General features: G+C 47.0%; 1 protein-coding gene. It reads left to right on the top strand.

Annotation, left to right across the window (positions count from 1 at the left end):
- Nucleotides 1-427: Rha family transcriptional regulator (locus tag E1189_RS00660; protein ID WP_230459865.1), on the top strand; the 427-nt coding region annotated here is incomplete at its 5' end.
- Nucleotides 428-617 lie beyond the last annotated feature (190 nt).

Raw genomic sequence — 617 nt, 5'->3', positions numbered from 1 at the left:
GGGGGGCACGAAATGTTCCCCCCTCATGTGTGTATTGCCTGAAAACAAGGCTGAAGATATAGCTGAAAGCATTGAAAACACTGGGATTGGCGAGAAATCATGCTTTGAATTGCAGATAGTCAGCCACCATGGTCAAAATGTGATGACCAGTATGGCATTAGCCGAAATGTGCGGACAAACTCATGCAAACTTTCTAAAAAAAGCACCAAAAGTTTTGGATGGAGGGCGAGTAAAATTTTACTCGTCCTATCTCAACTCACAAAACAAACATCAACCCTGCTTGATGGCAGTGAGCTACAGCTACAGCTACGGGCTTCAGGCAAAGATTCCAAAAGTTCTCGGAGGAGCCGAACGAAAATTTTCGTCGGGCTATGTCGTACAGCTACGAGCTTCAAGAAAAGGTTTTAGGTGTGGGGCAATCGGCTAAATTTTTAGCCGATTACAAAGATGAAAGGAGTCGCCTTCAGTAGTGCTACACCCCTGCTGCAAGTCTGCGCAAGACCAGGCTGGGACTACCACCTGCCAGAGCGCGGACACATGCAGGGCCAGTAAATATAGGTATCGCAGTTTGCGCACCTATAAAATCCGGATGGGGAAACGCTGTCCATTGATTTCGA

The sequence above is a fragment of the Parendozoicomonas verongulae genome (assembly GCF_009711465.1).
In the GTDB taxonomy this organism is placed as follows: Bacteria; Pseudomonadota; Gammaproteobacteria; order Pseudomonadales; family Endozoicomonadaceae; genus Sansalvadorimonas; species Sansalvadorimonas verongulae.
The sequence above is the reverse complement of the archived record's forward strand: the minus strand, read 5'-3'. Positions and strand labels throughout refer to the sequence as shown.